At 63.5% G+C, this 17,753-nt stretch carries 14 protein-coding genes; 4 read left to right on the top strand and 10 right to left on the bottom strand.

Translation table 11 applies throughout. From position 1 onward, the window contains the following. Nucleotides 1-44: 44 nt before the first annotated feature. Genes X738_RS74735 through X738_RS74715 form a run of 5 tightly spaced genes read right to left on the bottom strand, consistent with a single transcriptional unit; the run spans nucleotide 45 to nucleotide 5,345 of the window. Nucleotides 45-875 carry a dipeptide ABC transporter ATP-binding protein gene (locus X738_RS74735; protein WP_023802900.1) on the bottom strand — a complete coding sequence of 277 codons (831 nt, stop codon included), beginning with the start codon at nucleotides 873-875 and terminating at the stop codon, nucleotides 45-47. Next, nucleotides 872-1,765 carry an ABC transporter ATP-binding protein gene (locus tag X738_RS74730; RefSeq protein WP_023802899.1) on the bottom strand — a complete coding sequence of 298 codons (894 nt, stop codon included), beginning with the start codon at nucleotides 1,763-1,765 and terminating at the stop codon, nucleotides 872-874. Before X738_RS74730 ends, X738_RS74735 begins: the two co-directional genes overlap by 4 nt. A 2-nt stretch (nucleotides 1,766-1,767) precedes the next feature. After that, on the bottom strand, nucleotides 1,768-2,685 hold the full coding sequence (locus tag X738_RS74725; protein ID WP_023802898.1) for an ABC transporter permease subunit: 918 nt from the start codon (nucleotides 2,683-2,685) through the stop codon (nucleotides 1,768-1,770). Nucleotide 2,686: 1 nt separating this feature from the next. Next, nucleotides 2,687-3,694, bottom strand: coding sequence for an ABC transporter permease subunit (locus X738_RS74720; protein WP_023802897.1), 1,008 nt, complete (start codon nucleotides 3,692-3,694; stop codon nucleotides 2,687-2,689). Nucleotides 3,695-3,752: 58 nt separating this feature from the next. Continuing rightward, complete coding sequence (locus X738_RS74715) at nucleotides 3,753-5,345, bottom strand: ABC transporter substrate-binding protein (protein ID WP_023802896.1); 1,593 nt, start codon at nucleotides 5,343-5,345, stop codon at nucleotides 3,753-3,755. Between the two features lie 428 nt (nucleotides 5,346-5,773). Here X738_RS74715 and X738_RS74710 point away from each other — a divergent pair, with 428 nt between their 5' ends. Beyond that, entirely contained in the window at nucleotides 5,774-7,708 is a 1,935-nt protein-coding gene (locus X738_RS74710) for a long-chain fatty acid--CoA ligase (protein WP_023802895.1), read from the top strand. A 29-nt stretch (nucleotides 7,709-7,737) separates the two neighbouring features. Further along, on the top strand, nucleotides 7,738-8,499 hold the full coding sequence (locus X738_RS74705) for a class I SAM-dependent methyltransferase (protein ID WP_023802894.1): 762 nt from the start codon (nucleotides 7,738-7,740) through the stop codon (nucleotides 8,497-8,499). Here X738_RS74705 and X738_RS74700 read toward each other — a convergent pair. After that, nucleotides 8,483-9,205: an HAD family hydrolase gene (locus X738_RS74700; protein ID WP_023802893.1), complete on the bottom strand. Its 723-nt coding sequence runs from the start codon at nucleotides 9,203-9,205 to the stop codon at nucleotides 8,483-8,485. The two genes, X738_RS74705 and X738_RS74700, sit on opposite strands and share 17 nt — an antisense overlap. A gap of 5 nt (nucleotides 9,206-9,210) precedes the next feature. After that, a complete protein-coding gene (gene pgi, locus X738_RS74695; RefSeq protein ID WP_023802892.1) occupies nucleotides 9,211-10,854 on the bottom strand; it encodes a glucose-6-phosphate isomerase in 1,644 nt (547 codons plus the stop codon). Nucleotides 10,855-11,224: 370 nt separating this feature from the next. On the opposite strand from pgi, the gene pdxR reads away from it, so the two are divergent. After that, nucleotides 11,225-12,718 (top strand): MocR-like pyridoxine biosynthesis transcription factor PdxR, encoded by a 1,494-nt coding sequence (pdxR, locus tag X738_RS74690; protein ID WP_023802891.1) that lies wholly within the window; start codon nucleotides 11,225-11,227, stop codon nucleotides 12,716-12,718. Between the two features lie 297 nt (nucleotides 12,719-13,015). Further along, nucleotides 13,016-14,605, top strand: coding sequence for a trimethylamine methyltransferase family protein (locus X738_RS74685; RefSeq protein ID WP_023802890.1), 1,590 nt, complete (start codon nucleotides 13,016-13,018; stop codon nucleotides 14,603-14,605). 181 nt (nucleotides 14,606-14,786) lie between these two features. Here the strand turns inward: X738_RS74685 and X738_RS74680 are convergent, their stop codons facing one another. From X738_RS74680 to X738_RS74670, 3 genes are all read right to left on the bottom strand, one after another. Beyond that, complete coding sequence (locus X738_RS74680; RefSeq protein ID WP_023802889.1) at nucleotides 14,787-15,185, bottom strand: hypothetical protein; 399 nt, start codon at nucleotides 15,183-15,185, stop codon at nucleotides 14,787-14,789. A 268-nt stretch (nucleotides 15,186-15,453) separates the two neighbouring features. Next, nucleotides 15,454-16,881 (bottom strand): chromate efflux transporter, encoded by a 1,428-nt coding sequence (gene chrA, locus X738_RS74675; RefSeq protein WP_084833904.1) that lies wholly within the window; start codon nucleotides 16,879-16,881, stop codon nucleotides 15,454-15,456. Further along, entirely contained in the window at nucleotides 16,878-17,696 is an 819-nt protein-coding gene (locus X738_RS74670; protein ID WP_023802887.1) for a chromate resistance protein ChrB domain-containing protein, read from the bottom strand. The genes chrA and X738_RS74670 overlap by 4 nt, the downstream gene beginning before the upstream one ends. Nucleotides 17,697-17,753 lie beyond the last annotated feature (57 nt).

The following is a 17,753-nucleotide window of genomic DNA, read 5'->3' as shown; positions in this document are numbered from 1 at the left end:
GGCGCCCTGAACCTCAGCATGGGCTGGGTCCCGCAATTGCGGCGTCAGGCGGCCTTCTTCTTCGCCAGCCTCGCCTTGATGCTGGCGACGTCGGCGCGCGGCGTCGCCGCAAACAGCGTTTTGGTGTAGCTGTGCTTGGGGTCGGCAAAGACCTCGTCGCGTGAGCCGTATTCGACGGCCTCGCCATAATACATGACCATCACATCGTCGGCGATGTAGCGCACCACCGACAGGTCGTGGCTGATGAAGACATAGGTCAGTTCGAATTCGTCCTGCAGGTCGGCGAGCAGGTTGAGCACCTGCGCCTGCACCGACAGATCGAGCGCCGAGACCGGCTCGTCGAGCACCAAAAGGCTCGGATTGAGCATCAGCGCGCGGGCAATGGCGATGCGCTGGCGCTGGCCGCCCGAGAACATGTGCGGGTAACGGTTGTAATGCTCCGGTCCGAGGCCGACCTTCTTCAGCATCTTCATGGCGAGATCGCGCCGTTCGTCGGCTGGCGTGTCGGTGTTGATGAGCAGCGGCTCGCCCAACACGTCGCCGATCTTCTGGCGCGGATTGAGCGAACCGTAAGGGTTCTGGAAGACGATCTGCACCTTGCGGCGCATCTCCTTCGTCAGCCCATTCCTGGCGATGTCGACCTTGTTGCTGTCGATGAAGAGCTCGCCCGCTGTCGCGGGATCGATCAGGGTTATGATACGTGCGAGCGTTGACTTGCCGCAGCCGCTTTCGCCGACGATGGCCAGCGTCTTGCCCTTTTCGACGCTGAACGAAACGCCCTTGACCGCGTGCACCGTGCGCGAGGGACGAAATAGGCCGCCGCCGACATGGTAGTCGCGCACGATGTTCTTGCCTTCGAGAACCGTCACGCTCATGACGCGGCTCCCGTTGCAGGCCCGCTTCCAGCAGCAGGCCCGGTTCCCGCAGCAGAGGGGGCCGGTTCGAACAGCATGTCGGAAATGGTCGGCAGCCGGTCGCCGACGGCGTTTTCCGGCAGCGCCGACAGCAGCGCCCGCGTGTAGTTGCTCTTCGGCTGCTCGAACAGCGACAGAACGTCGGCCTCTTCCATCTTGCGGCCCTTGTACTGGACGATGACGCGGTCGGCGGTCTCGGCCACGACGCCCATATTGTGGGTGATCATGATCAGGCCCATGCCGTATTTGGCCTGCAAGCCAACCAAAAGGTCGAGAATCTGCTTCTGGATGGTGACGTCGAGCGCGGTGGTCGGCTCATCGGCGATCAGCAGCTTCGGATTGCAGGCGATGGCGATGGCGATCATGACGCGCTGGCACTGGCCGCCCGACATCTGGTGCGGGAATGAGTTCAGCCGCTCTTCCGGATCGGCGATGCCGACCAGCTTCATCAGTTCGATGGCACGGGCCCGGCGCTGGGCGCGGTCCATGCCCAAATGGAAGCGCAGCACCTCCTCGATCTGGAAACCAGCGGTGAAGCACGGGTTGAGGCTGGCGATCGGCTCCTGGAAGATCATCGAGATGTCCTTGCCGACGATCTTGCGGCGCTCGGACGGGCTGAGCTCAAGCAGGTCGATGCCGTCGAAGGCCATGCGATCGGCCTTTACCGTCGCCGTGTTCGGCAACAGCCCCATCACCGCGAGCATCGCCACCGATTTGCCGGAGCCGGATTCGCCGACGATCGCCAGCACCTCGCGCGGCTCGATCGACAGGTCGATGCCTTGCACGGCCATGAATGGTCCGGCGGCGGTATCAAACGACACGGTGAGGTTCTTGATCTCGAGAAGAGGCATGGTCACGACCTCTTCAGCTTGGGGTCGAAGGCATCGCGCAGGCCATCGCCGATCAGGTTGATCGCAAGCACCGTGATCAGGATGGCAAGGCCGGGGAAGGTCACCACCCATGGCGCGCGCAGGATGAACTCGCGCGCCGTGGCCAGCATGGTGCCCCATTCCGGGGTTGGCGGCTGCGCGCCGACGCCAAGGAAGCCAAGAGCCGCGGCCTCGAGAATGGCGTTGGAGAAGGACAGCGTCGCCTGCACGATCAGCGGCGCCATGCAGTTCGGCAGGATCGTCTTCACCATCAGCCTGAGATGGCTGGCACCAGCCACCTTGGCGGAGATCACATATTCGCGGTTCTTTTCGGCCATCACCGCCGCACGGGTGAGCCGCGCGAAATGCGGCTGCAGCACCAGCGCGATCGCCAGCATGGCGTTGAACAGGCCGGGTCCGAGGATCGCCACCAGAACCAGGGCAAGCAGCAGCGACGGGAAGGCCAGGATGACGTCCATGACGCGCATGATCAGCGTATCGACCCAGCCGCGGAAATAGCCGGCGAGCACGCCGAGGACGATACCGCTGGTCAGCGAGAAAACAACGACGACCAGACCGATGAACAGCGAGAACCGAGCCCCGAAAATCAGCCGCGAAAGCATGTCGCGGCCAACGGCGTCGGTGCCGAGCAGGAACGTCGATCTGCCGCCCTCCTGCCAGGCCGGCGGCGCCAGCAGCGCATCGCGGAACTGTTCGTCAGGCGAATGCGGCGCGACCAACGGCGCGAAGATCGCCACCAGCACCAGCGCAGTGAACACGACCAGGCCGATGACGGCGCCGGTGTTCATCGAGTAGTAATGCCAGAACTCGGTGAAGGCGCGTTGCCGGCCGCCGGTCGGAATGGAGGCGGCGGTGGCTTCTGCCGTGGTTTGGTCGGTCATCTCACTGCACCCGGATACGTGGGTTGATGACGGCGTAGAGCACGTCGACGATCAGGTTCACCGCCATGACGATCAGCGCGATGATCAGCAAGCCGCTCTGGACGACAACATAGTCGCGCTTGGCGATCGCGTCGATCATCCACTTGCCGATACCAGGCCAGGAAAAGATCGTTTCGGTCAGGATGGCGCCCGCCATCAGCGTGCCGACCTGCAGGCCGATGGTGGTGACGACGGGGATCAGCGCATTGCGAAAAGCGTGGAGCCCGATGACGCGACGCGGCGCCAGGCCCTTGGCGCGGGCGGTGCGGACATAGTCTTCGCCCAGCACCTCCAGCATCGCCGACCGCGTCTGGCGCGCTATGACGGCGAGCGGGATTGTCGCCAGCACGATCGCCGGCAGGACAAGATGACTGGCGGCGGACCTGAAAGCGCCGCTCTTGCCGGAGATCAGGCTGTCGATCAGCATGAACCCCGTCGTCGGCTTGAAGAAATATTGAAGGCCGATGCGGCCGGAAACCGGCGTCCAGCCGAGATAGCCGGAGAAGAAGATGATGAGCAGCAGTCCCCACCAGAAGATCGGCATCGAATAGCCGGTCAGCGCCACGCCCATCGTCGCCTGGTCGAACCAGGATCCGCGCTTGACCGCGGCGAAGATGCCGGCGGGAATGCCGATGAGCACGGCGATGATCAGCGCGATCGTCGCCAGTTCCAGCGTCGCCGGAAACAGCGCTTGGAATTCACCGAGCACCGGCCGCTTGGTGGCGAGCGATATGCCGAAGTCGCCGGTCAGGACCCTGCCGATATACTCGAGATACTGGACGACATAGGGCCGGTTGTAGCCAAACCGCTCGACAAGCTCGGCGTAGCGTTCCGGGCTGACGCCGCGCTCGCCGGCCAGGGCCGTGATCGGGTCGCCCGGCAAAAGCCGGACGAAAGCGAACGCCGCCAGCGATATGCCGAACACGGTCGGGATGATCAAGGCGAGCTTGTGGAGGAGATAGCGGAGCATCTTGCTTCATAGAACGGCGGCGCTTTAAGTCCAGCGTCGCCGTTCTATTTCTCAGCAGTTATTCGGCGACGTCGACGCCGTCAAACCGGTGGATGCCGAGCGGATCCATGACGAAGCCCGTAACTTTCTTGTTCATCGGCATGAAGACCTTGGAATGGGCGATGGTCAGCCACGGCGCCTCACGCTTGAACACGACCTGAGCCTCCTCGTAGATCTTGGTGCGCTCGGCGACGTCCGTGGTCGCCTTGCCCTTCTGCAGGAGGGCTTCGAACTCCTGGTTGCACCAGATCGCATAGTTGGACTGGCCGATGGCATCGCAGCCGAGCAGGAACAGGAAGTTGTCCGGGTCGCCATTGTCGCCGGTCCAGCCGAGCTGGAAGGCCCCGTCACGGTCCTTCTGCTTGCCGCGTTCGCGATACTCGGTCCATTCGTAGCTGACGATCTCGGCCTTCACGCCGATCTTGGCGTAGTCGGCCTGGATCAGTTCCGCGACCCGTTGGGCATTCGGATTGTACGGGCGGCTGACCGGCATTGCCCAGATCTTCATCGACAGATCCGTGACGCCGGCATCAGTCAGCATCTTCTTGGCCGCGTCGGGATCGTAGGGATCGTCCTTGACCTCCTTGTTATAGGACCACATCGTCGGCGGGATCGGGTTTATCGCCGCCTGGCCAGCGCCCTGATAGACGGCATCGAGAATGGCCTGCTTGTTGACGGCCATGTTGAGGGCCTTGCGGACCTCGACCTTGTCGAAGGGCGCCTGCGTCGTGTTGTAGGCCATGTAGCCGATGTTCAGGCCTTCCTGCTCGTCGACCTTGAGGTTCGGGTCGGCTTTCAGGCCGGCAATGTCGGCCGGCGCCGGGTACGACATGATATCGCACTCGCCCGCCTTCAGCTTCTGCGCGCGCACGGCCGGATCGGTGGTGATGGCAAAGATCAGATCGTCGATCTTCTGGCGGCCGCCATAGTAGCCGTCCCATGCCGCATAGCGGATGACCGCGTCGACCTGGTAGTCGACGAACTGGAACGGACCGGTGCCGATCGGCTTCTGGGTGAATTGCTGCCTGGTGCCAGCCTTGTCGAGCTGGTCGGCATATTCCTTGGAGACGATCGAAGCGAAATCCATGCCGAGATCCGGCAGAAAAGCGACCTCAGGCTTGTTCAGCACGAACTTCACCGTCAGGTCGTCGACCTTGACGATTTCCTTGAGAAGATCCGGGAAGCCCATGCCGGCAAAATATTCCCAGCCGGTGCCTGCCAGATAGTCGAACCACGGGTTTTCCTTCTTCCACTGGCGCTCGAAGGAGAAGATCACGTCGTCGGCGTTGAGATCGCGCGTCGGCGTGAAGTAGTCGGTGGTCTGGAACTTCACGCCCGGCCGAAGCTTGAACGTGTATTCGAGACCGTCGTCGGAAACCGTCCAGCTCTCGGCGAGGCCAGGCGTGATGGTGGTCTTGCCGTGTTCGAACTCGACCAGGCGCGAATAGATGGTGCGCGACGACGCGTCGAAATCGTTGCCACCGCTCCACGGCGACGGGTCGAAGCCGGCCGGCGACGCCTCCGAGCAGTAGACCAGCTGTTTCGCATTGGCCATGCCGCCGAGGACGCTTGCGGCCAGCAACGCGGCCGCAAAAGTCAGTTTCTTTTTCATGGAGGACTCCCTGATGTTCTTCCAAGCCCCTCTATCAGGCTCGTGAAGCGCGCATATAAGCACCGTTTTTCCGGCTTTGGAACACCCCGTTTGCCTACCCCATGGGAAGCAGAATTTATTTCTGTGCACTCGCCAAAAAGGAGAAAGAAATGTCAATTACCGCCTATCACGGTAATGTTAACGACTGCATTTTTTTATTGATCTTCAACCCGGCGTTGGTGAGGAACTGCGACCTTCGGCTGGTCGTTGCCGCGGACGATTTCTTCCCACCTTGCCGCAGGCGCAGACTTGCACGGCTGCCGATAGTCGCAATACATAGATGACAGGCTGGATTTCCTGGATGCCGGCAGCAGTGGAGGACGTCTCTGTCATTCGGAGGCGACGCGGCGAGCAGGCAGAGACAATAAGAACAATCGAGGGAGGGACGAGTGGCAAAAACACCAAGGACGACGGCACCAGCGACAGCCAAGGCCAAAACTGCTGCGAAACCGGCCAGCCCCGACAAGCTAAAAGCGCCGACGGCCAAAGCCAAGCCGAAGGCGGCCGCGGTGCCCGCCAAGGCCAATGTATCCGCGAAGGGTGGCGCAAAGCCCGCCGCCGCCAAACCAGCGGCGAAGGCGGCACCGACAGCGGCTGCATCGACGTCAAACCCAGGTCCGGCCACAAGGCTGCCGAATGTGGTTGCCGCCGGATTGCCGGAAAAACCCTGGCTCAAAAGCTATCCGAAAGTCGTTCCGGCCGAGATCGGCGCTCTGCCCTTCGGCTCCATCGGCGATCTGCTCGCCGACGTCTGCAAGCAGTACGCCAGCCGGCCTGCCTTTACCTGCATGGGCAAGACCATCACCTATGCGGAAGTCGAGCGGCTATCGGCCGCCTTCGGCGCCTATCTGCAATCGACGGGACTGCCGAAAGGCGCACGCGTGGCGCTGATGATGCCGAACGTGCTGCAATATCCGGTTGCGATGATGGCAGTGCTGCGCGCTGGCTATGTCATGGTCAACGTCAACCCGCTCTACACGCCGCGCGAGCTGGAACATCAGCTCAAGGATTCCGGCGCGCAAGCCATCGTCATTCTCGAGAATTTCGCCAGCACCTTGCAGGCGGTGATCGCCAAAACGGCGGTCAAGCATGTCGTGGTCGCGGCGATGGGCGACATGCTTGGCGGCCTGAAGGGGACGATCGTCAATCTCGTCGTGCGCCGCGTGAAGAAGATGGTGCCGGCCTGGTCGCTGGCGGGCCATGTCAAGTTCAACGCAGCGTTGAAGGCAGCCGCCGGCATGAATTTCAAGCCGGCGAAGGTCGCTGCCGACGACGTCGCCTTCCTGCAATATACCGGCGGCACCACCGGCATCTCGAAGGGCGCGATGCTGCTGCACAGCAACGTGCTGGCCAACGTCGCGCAGAACGCGCTGTGGATCGAGGACGCCTTCACGGTCAAGCCCAAGCCGGCGCATCTCAACTTCATCTGCGCGCTGCCGCTCTATCATATCTTCGCGCTGACGGTGAACGCGCTGATGGGCATGCAACTGGGTGGCCAGAACATACTCATTCCCAATCCGCGCGACATTCCCGGCTTCGTCAAGCAACTCGGCAAATACCCGATCCACATCTTTCCAGGCCTCAACACGCTGTTCAACGCGCTGCTCAACAATGAGGATTTCCGCAAGCTCGACTTCAGGCCGCTGATCCTGACGCTGGGTGGCGGCATGGCGGTGCAGAAGGGTGTCGCCGAACGCTGGAAGGCGTTGACCGGCTGCCCGGTCACCGAGGGCTACGGGCTTTCGGAAACCTCGCCGGTGGCCACCGCCAACACATTCAGCGACGGCAACTTCACCGGCACGATCGGCCTGCCGCTGCCCTCGACCGAGATCGCCATCCGCGACGAAGACGGCAATGATTTGCCGCCCGGCGAAGTCGGCGAGATCTGCATCCGCGGACCGCAGGTGATGGCCGGTTACTGGAACCGGCCGGACGAGACCGCCAAGGTGATGACCAAGGACGGTTTCTTCAAGTCGGGCGACATGGGCTTCATGGACGAGCGCGGCTTCACCAAGATCGTCGACCGCAAGAAAGACATGATCCTTGTGTCCGGCTTCAACGTCTATCCGAACGAACTCGAGGAAGTGGTGGCGCTGCATCCGGGCGTGCTCGAAGTGGCCGCGATCGGCGTGCCGGACGAGCATTCAGGCGAAGTGCCGAAGCTGTTCGTCGTCAAGAAGGACCCGTCGCTGACCGCAGAGGTGCTGACTGTCTATTGCCGCGAGAACCTGACCGGTTACAAGCGGCCAAAATACATCGAGTTTCGGACCGAACTGCCGAAGACGCCGGTCGGCAAGATCCTGCGGCGGGCGTTGCGGGAATAGGAAGAATTTGGGCGGGAATAGGGACAATTTTGGCCGATAGCCTTACTGTCGATGACGCGGCGGATACGCTTTCCCGTCCCGATCCGCTAACGTTCATCAAGGCGAACATGCGTATCGCCCCTGTTGCCGCGCTTCCCGAAATCCGGCTTTATGCAGCCCATCCAGCGAGCGGACTGTGGCGGCTGACGCGTCCACAAGGACGAGCAGCCGAGCCGGAAGAAGAAGCAAACGAAGCCGACGAGGATGGCCCCGAGCCGCAGCCTCCTTACTGGGCCTATGCCTGGGCCGGCGGCGCGGTGCTTGCCCGCTACATCCTCGATCGGCCGGAGACCGTGGCTGGGCTTCGCGTGCTCGATCTCGGCGCCGGGTCTGGCCTCGTCGGTATCGCCGCGGCAAGGGCCGGCGCCAGCCAAGTGATTGCATCCGAGATCGACCGCAATGGCGTCGCCGCGCTCGGTCTCAATGCGGCGGCGAACGGCGTCGAAATCACGGTCGTCGGCGAGGACATCACCGCTGGTCCGCCGCCGCCAGTGGACGTCGTGGCAGCCGGCGACTTGTTTTACCGGCAAGATCTCGCCGACCGGGTCATCCCCTTCCTCGACCGCTGCCTGGCCGCCGGCATCAATGTGCTGATCGGCGACCCGGGCCGCGCCTACTTGCCCCGCTCGCGGCTTCACCTTCTGGCCGAATACCAGGTGCCGGATGTCGGCCAAGGCACGGCGACGAAGCCGAGCGGCGTCTTCTCGTTCGAGCCGAAGCAACCCGGAGGCGAGTTCAGATCGTCTCCTTGACCTTTGCCGAAAGAAAGTCGGGCAGATCGGCAACCGAATCCAGAATGACGTCGGCGATCTGCGACAGCGATTCCCGCGTGCCGGTGCCGGAAAGCACGCCGATCGCCAGACCGCAGCCGCCGGCCCGCGCCATCTCCAGATCGTGGCGATTGTCGCCGACCACGGCGATCGCGGCAGGCCTCAGGCCGGTCAGGTCCGAGAAGGCGAGGATCGTGTCGGGCGCCGGTTTCGGATTGGCCACCGCGTCGTAACCATAGGCGGCGTCGAACAGCTGCGCGACGCCCAGCGTGAGCAATGTCTTCTCAGCGCCAGTGGTCGAATCGTTGGTGGCGACGCCGAGCCGGTAGGATTTCCTGTGAAGAACGCCAAGCGTCTCGACGATGCCCGGCAGCGCCACCGCCATCGACGAGCCCTGCACCGACGTGATCTCGTTGAAGCGGGCGACGGCAAGCATCTGGTCTTCATCCGACAGTCGCGGAAACCAAAGCTCGACGACATCCATGTTGGTGCCGGAGGCAAAGATGGAATCGGGCTTGAAGCGTTTGGTGGCGAAATCGTAGCCCGCCGCGGCAAGCAGCCTGTCGGCCTTCCAGCGGTCGCCCTCCGCCGCATCCATCGCCATGAAATCGGCAACGCCGAGCCACGTCGCGTTGAAGTCGACAAGGGTGCCGTCCTTGTCGAACAATATTCCCTTGATCTCGGCCAAGCCGCTTACTCCGATCCGCGCAATCGATGGATGTGTCCCACCAGTCCGGCAGTCGAAGCGTCCCGCTTTGCGGCATTCTCCTTGCCTTCCACGACAGGCAGCAGCCCGGTCGCCAGTTCCTTGCCCAACTCGACGCCCCACTGGTCGAAGGAATTGATGTTGAAGAGCGTGCCCTCGACGAAGACGCGGTGCTCATAGAGCGCGATCAGCCGTCCGAACGTATGCGGATCGAGTTGTCTGTAGAGGATCGTCACCGAGGGCCGGTTGCCGGAGAAGACGCGATGCGGGGCGATCCTGTCGACCTCGGTGGGCGCCATGCCCTTTGCCAGCATCTGCGCACGCGCTTCCTCCAGCGTGCGACCCTTCATGAACGCCTCCGACTGCGCCAGGCAGTTGGCGAGCAACAGGTCGTGGTGATGATTGAGATCCGGCTCATGGCCGATGGCTGCGGCGAGGAATTCGACCGGAATGAAATCGGTGCCCTGGTGCAGCAGCTGGAAGAAGGCGTGCTGGCCATTGGTGCCGGGCTCGCCCCAGACCAGCGGGCCGGTCGGCGTCTGGACAGCGCCGCCGTCGAGGGTGACGCTCTTGCCGTTCGATTCCATATCGAGCTGCTGCAGATAGGCCGGCAGCCTGGACAGGCGCTGGTCGTAGGGAATGACGGCGCGGGCGGGGTATTGGCAGATCACCCGATGCCACCAGCCGATCAGCCCCATCAGCGCCGGCAGGTTGCTGGCCAGCGGCGCCGTCTGGAAATGTTCGTCCATCGCATGCGCGCCATCGAGAAAGGCGCGAAAATTCTTCGGGCCGACGGCGATCATCACCGGCAGGCCGATCGCGCCCCACACCGAATAGCGTCCGCCGACCCAGTCCCAGAAGCCGAAGACGCGGTCGGACGCAATGCCGAACTTGGCCACCAGGTCGAGCGCCGTCGAGACGGCGGCGAAATGCTTGCCGACCGCTTCCTTGCCGAGCGCCTTCTGCACCCATTCGCGCGCCGTCTCGGCATTGGTCATCGTCTCGATGGTGGTGAAGGTCTTGGAAGCAACGATGAACAGCGTGGTTTCGGCGGAGAGGCCCTTCAGCGTGTCGTGGATATGGGCGCCATCGATGTTCGACACGTAATGCGTGCGCGGCCCGTCGTGATAGGGCGCCAGCGCCAGCGTCGCCATGGCCGGGCCAAGGTCGGACCCGCCGATGCCGATGTTGACGATGTCGGTGATCTTCTTGCCGGTGGCGCCGGCCGCCTTGCCGGAGCGCACGGCATCGGCGAAGCCGCCCATCGCATCGAGCACGGCGACAACCTGCGCCTTCACGTCCTGGCCGTCGAGCACGATGCCCTTGCCGTTCAGGTTGCGCAGCGCGGTGTGCAGCACGGCGCGGCCTTCGGTGACGTTGATCTTCTTGCCCGAGAACATCGCAGCGCGCCGGCCTTCGAGATCGGCGGCTGCCGCCAGCTTCTCGAGCAGATCCATCGTCTGCGCATCGACCGCGCATTTCGACCAGTCGAGCAGCAGGTCGCCGTCGGTGGCGGAGAATTTTTCGAAGCGCTGCGGATCGGCGGCGAAAGCCTCGCGCATGCTGCCCGATTTGGCCGCACGGTGATCGCGCAGGGCGTCGAGCTGTTTTTGAAAGGACGATTGATCCACTGCCTCACTCCGAGCCTTGAAATGCCAACATAACAGACCGGGTGTTTCCGGCGCGTGTCGTCGCGCCGAACTATCTAGCCGAAATCGACTGGTTTCAATGCGCCGCGATGACGCGTTGCGTCAGGCAGCGATGACGCAACGCGGCACGCGGGGGATGGCGCGCTGCGTCAGGCAGCCGGATGACGCTTTGCGTCACCAGCGGGATTACGCGCTGCGTCACCAGCGGGATGACGCTTTGCGTCACCCTTGGGAAGGATCACTGGCGTAAATCCCAGTGATCAGAAAAATTGATTGGCGCAACAGCTTGTGCCACCGGTACATTCGACTGGTCCAGCCAGGTGAAAAAGGCTGGCCATCGAGGAACATCCCCATGCCACAGCGAAACGACACGGCCATATGGTCCGGCCTGTTCCGGATTTCGGCGGAATCCGGCCAGACCCTGCAGGCGCAGATCCGCCAAGCGATCGTCGCCGCCATCCTCGACCGGCAAATCGCCGCTTCGATGCCGCTTCCGTCCTGCCGGATCCTGGCCGAGAAACTCGGCGTGGCGCGCGGCACCGTGGTGCTGGCCTTCCAGCAGCTCGTCGACCAGGGTTTCCTGGTGGCGCGCGAACGGCGCGGCCATTTCGTCAATCCGGACGTGCTGGCGACGCCGGCCAAACCGCACCAGAAGGCGCCAGACCAGGCCAATGAGATCGACTGGAAGGCGCGCCGGCAGATCGCGGCCAGTGACATGCCGCCGCCGGCCAAGCACGACAACTGGATCAAGTCGTCCTACCCCTTCGTCTATGGCCAGTTCGATCCGGCACTGTTCCCGACAGCCGAGTGGCGCGAGTGCAACCGCATGGCGCTGGCCGTGCTCGAGATCCGCAATTGGGCGTCCGACATGGTCGACCGCGACGATCCGCTTTTGATCGAGCAGATCCAGGCGCGGCTGTTGCCGCGGCGCGGCATCTTCGCCAATCCCGATGAGATCATCGTCACGCTCGGCGCGCAGAACGCGCTCTACATGCTGGCGACGCTGCTGATGACCAAGGGCTCCAAGGTGGCCATGGAAGACCCCGGCTATCCCGACGCACGCTCGATCTTCCGTCTGGCGGGTGCCGACGTCGCACCGGTCCCGGTCGACCATTCCGGCATTGTAACCGCTTCTATTCCCAACGATTCCGGCTTCGTCTTCGTGACGCCCAGCCACCATTGCCCGACCATGGTGCCGCTGTCGGCGGAGCGCCGGCAGGATTTGCTGGCGCGCGCCAACCGCCACAACCAGATCATCATCGAGGACGGCTATGACAGCCAGCTACTGGACGAGGCGCCGCAGCAGGCGCTGAAGAGCCTCGACCGTTCCGGCCGCGTCATCTATGTCGGCTCGATGTCGAAGACGCTGGCTCCGGGCCTTAGGCTCGGCTACATCGTCGCCTCGGCCGGGCTGATCTCCGAGCTTCGCGCGCTGCGCCGCTTCATGCTGCGTCATCCGCCGGCCAACAACCAGCGCGCGGTCGCGCTGTTCCTGTCGCTTGGCCATCACGAGGCGCTGGTGCGGCGGCTGTCGAGCGCCTTCGACGAACGGCGCAAGCGTCTGATCCATGCGATTTCCGCCTTCCTGCCGGAGTGGCGCTCGACCGATTCCGCCGGCGGCGCGTCGCTCTGGCTCGAAGGGCCGCGCGGCACCGATTCGCGCGGGCTGGCCGAGGCCGCCGCCTCGCGCAGCGTCATCATCGAGCCCGGCGACCGTTTCTTCGACCGCACCGAAAAGCCGTCGCGCTTCATGCGGCTCGGCATCTCCTCGATCGCGCTGCAGCACATCGAGCCCGGCATCCGCGAACTGGCGACGGCGGCCGGGCGCAGGCCGGCCGCCGCCTGATGCCTCGTCGGGGCCGTGACCGACCACCGTTGTTTAGCTCCCTGGCATATGCGACGGGAACGTCTGGCTCATAGGCTGTGCCAATGCCGGCGGCATAGTTCGCGGCATAGCGCATGACCCCGGAAACCAATCTTCGGTTTCCGGGGTCATGCGCAAGCAAGAAAGTGTTAGAGCGTCCTTTGCGCGTCCAAGTGGACGCGCGGCGCTCTAAGGGGGACGAAGCGGACGATGGTGGACCAACCACCTGGTGGACCAACCACCGCCGCCCGCTTCGCAGCTAAAGGTGGAGTGCCTCCCATGTCAGTGGCTGTTGAGAAGCCGGATACGCCCTCGGACCAGCGTTCGCGGCGTTCCGGCGGGCGCGAAGCGCGTCGCGCCATGCGGGCAGCACCCCTTGCCGACGATATCAAGCCGGTGCGCGCCGGCCTTGAAGGCGGAAGCTACGGACCGCTCAGCGAAAACGACCGCGAGCGCATTCACGAAGCGGTGCTGACGCTGCTTGAGACGGTCGGCTTCGCCAATGCCATCCCCTCCTGCATCGAGGCGCTGACCGAGGCCGGCGCCACGCTCGGCGAGGACGGCCGCATCCGTTTTCCGCGCGCGCTCGTCCTCGACACCATCAAGAAAGCGGCGCGCCATTTCACCCTGCATGGCCAGGATCCCAAGCACGACATGCTGATCCAGGGCAAGCGCGTGCATTACGGCACGGCGGGCGCCGCGGTGCATCTGGTCGACGTCGAGAAGCGCTGTTATCGCGAGTCGCTGCTGCAGGACATCTATGACGCGGCGCGCATCGTCGAAGGGCTCGACAACATCCATTTCTTCCAGCGGCCGATGGTGCCGCGCGACATCCCTGATCCGCTCGACATGGATTTCAACACGCTTTACGCCTGCGTGATGGGCACGTCGAAGCATGTCGGCACATCCTTCACGGTGCGCGAGAACGTCAAGCCGGCGCTCGACATGCTTTACGCGATTGCCGGCGGCGAAGAGAATTTTCGCGCCCGGCCTTTCGTCTCCAATTCGAACTGTTTTGTCGTGCCGCCGATGAAGTTTGCCGAGGATGCCTGCGGCGTGCTCGAGGCCTGCGTCGAAGGCGGCATTCCGATCCTGCTGCTGTCGGCCGGCCAGGCGGGCGCCACGGCGCCGGCGGCGATCGCCGGTGCGGTGGTGCAAGCGGTGGCCGAGGTGCTCGCCGGCCTCGTCTATGTCAACGCCATCAAACCCGGGCATCCGGCGATCTTCGGCACCTGGCCGTTCGTCTCCGACCTCAGGACCGGCGCCATGTCCGGCGGCTCGGCCGAGCAAGCGGTGCTGACCGCTGCCTGCGCCCAGATGGCGCAATTCTACGACCTGCCCGGCGGTTCGGCCGCCGGCATGACGGATTCGAAACTGCCCGACATTCAGTCCGGTTACGAAAAGGGCATCACCGATGTGATGGCCGGCCTGGCCGGCCTCAACCTCGTCTACGAATCGGCCGGCATGCACGCCTCGCTGCTCGGCTTTTGCCTGGAAAGCCTGATCATCGACAACGACATGCTCGGCCATTGCCTGCGCTGCGTGCGCGGCATCGAGGTGACCGATGAGTCGCTGTCGATAGACACCATCGCCGACGTCTGCCTGAAGGGGCCGGGTCATTACCTCGGCAACGAGCAGACGCTGCGGCTGATGCAGACGGAATATTTCTATCCGGCGGTCGGCGACCGCTTTTCGCCCAAGGAATGGAACGAGAAAGGCAGGCCCGACATCCTGCAGCGAGCGATCATCGAGAAGAACCGCATCCTCGCCGAGCGCTTCCCGCGCCACGTGCCGAAGCCGGTCGACGACAAGTTGCGCGCCCGCTTCGGCAATCTGATCCAACTGCCGCGCAGCGGCATGGGCGGCTGAAGACGGTTCTCGTCAAAACGGTCAGAGACTAATCCATCCCGGCAAAATCGGGATGGGGCTCTACCTCTTTATTTGACCATGATCTTTTCCGAAAACCGGGCTCCACTTTTCGGGATCATGGTCTAGTCTGTTTGACCATGATCTTTTCCGAAAACCGGGCTCCACTTTTCGGGATCATGGTCTAGTCGGCGCTCAACCCGTAGCGGTCGACGACCTCGCCACTGATCAGCTTGGCATGCAGCGTCATCAGTATGATTTGCGCATCGAAGCTGTCGCCGGCCTCGAGTGCCGCCTCGAGCCGGCGCTCCGCATCCAGCCTATGTCGAAGGCCGTTGGATTGCTCGAATGCGTCCGGCCCGGCAATACAATAGCCAAGCAGCTGCGCCACCGGCGGGTAGGCTTGTGGCGGCGGCTCGTCGGGCCAGTGGTCCTTCATCAGATTGACGATGGTGAGCTTTGCTCCCTCCGGCACAAGGGCGGGATGAAGGTCGACGCCGCGTAGCGCGGCGTCGAGTTGCCTGAGGTCGCCTGAACGGCCGAACATTCCAAGGAAGCCTAGGGAGGAGCGCCGTTTCGCCATGATGTTCCTATCCGAATGCCCGAAACCGCAACGAAGCGCCGTCCGCAGGCAGCCGCTAAAGCGCGTCGCATTTGAGCCGGCCGCATGCGACGCGCTTTAGGTTGTTGTTTTATGCATGTCGTTATCGCAAAACCGCTGCACACCCTCGGGTCAGGCCCNGCCGGCCGCATGCGACGCGCTTTAGGTTGTTGTTTTATGCATGTCGTTATCGCAAAACCGCTGCACACCCTCGGGTCAGGCCCGAGGGCATGCTTTTGCGCGACATGCATTAACCACTCGCTGCCAGCAACAGAACACCGGCGAGGGCCGATCCCGCAAGCGTCGGCAGCATGCCGATCTTCAGCTTCAGAATGGCGATCATGGCAGCACATGACAGCAGCGCCGCGCGCCAGTCGATCGACGAGAGCACCGGCACGTCGGTTCCAAGCCCGACGTTGCGCACCTCGCCGAAGATGACGTGCAAGCCGAACCACAGAGCGAGATTCATGATGACGCCGACGACGGCGGCGGTGATCGCGCCCAGCGCCGCCGACAGCGCCTTGTTGTCGCGCAGGGATTCGATATAGGGCGCGCCGAGGAATATCCAGAAGAAGCAAGGCGTGAACGTCGCCCACAGGGTGAGCATCGCCCCAAGCGATCCGGCAAGCAGCGGGCTCAACGATCCGGATTGGCGGAACGCGGCCAGAAAGCCGACGAACTGCAGGACGAGTATGAGTGGACCCGGCGTGGTTTCGGCAAGCCCGAGGCCATCGACCATCTCACCGGGTGCGAGCCAGCCGAAGGACTCGACCGCTGCCTGCGCGACATAGGCAAGGACTGCGTAGGCGCCGCCGAAGGTGACGACCGCCATGACGCTGAAGAAGCCGCCGATCTGCGTCCACACGCTGGCGGATCCGGTGAACGCCCAGATCAGCAGCACCGGCCCGAGCCAGATCGGCAGCCAGATCGCGACGGTGCGCGGCGCATGCCATCGCGTCGGCCTGACGTGGGCCAGCTCGCCGCGCTCGAACATCAGGTCGACCGCGCCCTTGATGTCGGGAACCGCGTCCTTGCCGTGCGCCGCGCCGGAAAAAAGCGCCGGCGCAACACGATTGCCAATCCAGCCCGCCAGGCCGGCAAGCAGGACGATGAGCGGAAACGGCATGTTCAATGCATAGATGGCGATGAAGGCGGCGAGCGCGATCGAAACCATGACCCGGTTCTTCAGGGCACGACGTCCGATCCGGATCATCGCCTCGATCACGATGGCGAGCACGGCCGCCTTTACCCCGAAAAACAGTGCCTCGACGAGCGGAGCGTCGCCATACAGCGCATAGAGGATGCTCAAGGTGAGCATCACAAGCGCGCCCGGCGCGACGAACAGGATGCCGGCGACCAGGCCGCCGATCGTCCGGTGCAGCAGCCAGCCGATATAGATGGCGAGTTGCTGGGCTTCAGGGCCGGGCAGCAGCATGCAGTAGTTCAACGCATGCAGGAAACGTTGCTCGCCGATCCAACGCCGTTCCTCGACCAATTCCCTGTGCATGAGCGCGATCTGGCCGGCCGGCCCTCCGAAGCTGAGCAGGCCGATTTTCGCCCAGAGTTTTACGCCTTCACGGAAGCTCGGCGCAGCCGGCGCTTCGACGATCTCGGCCGTTTTTCCCAAAGCCCCCGTTTTGTCAGAAGCCCCCGTTTTGTCAGAAGCCGGGGCGCTCATGATGGCTTGCTCGCGCTTGGCCAATTGTGCGTCTCCTCGGTGGCATCGCGGCACCATCGGAAAAACGCGTCGTAGAGCAGCATGCCTGCCTCCAGCTGTTCCAGATCGTCGCGAAACATCCGCGACAGGCCAAGCGAGGCGGCCAGGAATCCGGCTGCCTGGGGAACCAAATCGAGGCGTGCGGTATCGGCGGCGCGCACGATCATGGCCAGGCGGTCGAGCGCCTCGGATTCGAGCCCGAACTCTTCGATCATCGTGTCGAAGGTGCAGCGTTCGCCCCGGTGAGTCCAGAACACATTGTTGATGTCGAAAGGCACGGCCTGAAAGCGGTCCGCAACGGCCGACACTTCGGCCGCCTCGACAAAGAGGAAGACCGCGCCCGAATCGATGAAGCGCCTGATCAGCCAGGGGCAAGCGATGCGATCGACCTTCGGGCGGCTCCGCGTCACCCACACGGTGCGGCCCCTTTCGTCGCGGGTTGGTATCTTGCCGGCATCGATCAAAGGCCCCTTGGCATCGCGCCAGGCCTCGAACCCGCCTTCGAGGGATTCGGCGGCAATGCCTTCATGCCGCAGCCATGCGGCCACGCCTTGCGAGAGCTTTTGCCCTTTTTGGCAGACGACCGTCACTCGGCTGCCGGCGAATTCGGATGCCCAGGTCGAGACGGTTTTGAAATCACGCCGGTTTGAGGCCGGCAGCAGGCGCGGATCGGCGCTGTAATCCTCTTCGATGCGAATATCGATGATCGCGGGCGCGCCCGGCAGACCAATCAGACGGGACAGTTGCGATACGGTGATAGCGGTTGTCGACGGCATGGCGTCCACCTCCTTGAGAGAGAAGCTTGGACGCGAACGTTGGGCTGACGCCTCACG

The sequence above is a fragment of the Mesorhizobium sp. L48C026A00 genome (assembly GCF_000502375.1).
Classification (GTDB): Bacteria; Pseudomonadota; Alphaproteobacteria; order Rhizobiales; family Rhizobiaceae; genus Mesorhizobium; species Mesorhizobium muleiense.
This window is presented reverse-complemented; position numbering and strand designations above follow the sequence as displayed.

What these genes read in the sequence shown, in the direction of transcription:
- X738_RS74715 (WP_023802896.1), bottom strand. Translation starts at nt 5,345, where the DNA reads ATGAAAAAGAAACTGACTTTTGCGGCCGCGTTGCTGGCCGCAAGCGTC.
- X738_RS74670 (WP_023802887.1), bottom strand. Translation starts at nt 17,696, where the DNA reads ATGCCGTCGACAACCGCTATCACCGTATCGCAACTGTCCCGTCTGATT.
- X738_RS74725 (WP_023802898.1), bottom strand. Translation starts at nt 2,685, where the DNA reads ATGACCGACCAAACCACGGCAGAAGCCACCGCCGCCTCCATTCCGACC.
- pdxR (WP_023802891.1), top strand. Translation starts at nt 11,225, where the DNA reads ATGCCACAGCGAAACGACACGGCCATATGGTCCGGCCTGTTCCGGATT.
- X738_RS74730 (WP_023802899.1), bottom strand. Translation starts at nt 1,765, where the DNA reads ATGCCTCTTCTCGAGATCAAGAACCTCACCGTGTCGTTTGATACCGCC.
- X738_RS74720 (WP_023802897.1), bottom strand. Translation starts at nt 3,694, where the DNA reads ATGCTCCGCTATCTCCTCCACAAGCTCGCCTTGATCATCCCGACCGTG.
- X738_RS74735 (WP_023802900.1), bottom strand. Translation starts at nt 875, where the DNA reads ATGAGCGTGACGGTTCTCGAAGGCAAGAACATCGTGCGCGACTACCAT.
- X738_RS74680 (WP_023802889.1), bottom strand. Translation starts at nt 15,185, where the DNA reads ATGGCGAAACGGCGCTCCTCCCTAGGCTTCCTTGGAATGTTCGGCCGT.
- X738_RS74685 (WP_023802890.1), top strand. Translation starts at nt 13,016, where the DNA reads ATGTCAGTGGCTGTTGAGAAGCCGGATACGCCCTCGGACCAGCGTTCG.
- chrA (WP_084833904.1), bottom strand. Translation starts at nt 16,881, where the DNA reads ATGAGCGCCCCGGCTTCTGACAAAACGGGGGCTTCTGACAAAACGGGG.